Source organism: Singulisphaera rosea, assembly GCF_054877945.1.
In genome coordinates this window covers 1-381 of sequence record NZ_JBTYIP020000117.1, presented here as the reverse complement: position 1 = coordinate 381, position 381 = coordinate 1, and the positions used below count along the sequence as shown (strand labels likewise).

The 381-nt window shown below is 61.9% G+C and carries 1 protein-coding gene; it reads left to right on the top strand.

Annotation, left to right across the window (positions count from 1 at the left end):
* The coding region (locus ACYOEI_RS41200; protein WP_462856491.1) for an ATP-binding protein at positions 1-308 on the top strand (308 nt) is incomplete at its 5' end.
* Positions 309-381 lie beyond the last annotated feature (73 nt).

The window sequence follows — 381 nt, the reverse complement described above, 5'->3', positions numbered from 1 at the left end:
CGACGCGCCTGAAGGGGAAGAAGTACATGAAGGCGGCGTTGGTGATCATCGACGAAGTTGGCTTCGAGACATTCACACGTGAGGAGGCGAATCTATTCTTCCGGTTGGTGAGCTACCGCTATCAGCGGGGCTCGCTGTGCATCACGTCGAACAAGGCGATCAAGGACTGGCCGGAGATGCTGGCGGGCGACGAGGTGATCACGGCGGCGATCCTGGACCGACTGCTCCATTCGTGCCACGTGCTGAACATCCGAGGCCGGAGCTATCGCCTCCGGGAATTGGAGGAGAGCCTGAACGGGCGGTCATGAATGGCAGAGGGGTCGGCATCGAGCCCGGATCGCGATCGATGGTCCCAGACCCGTCAGGGCGGCCCTGGAGGAT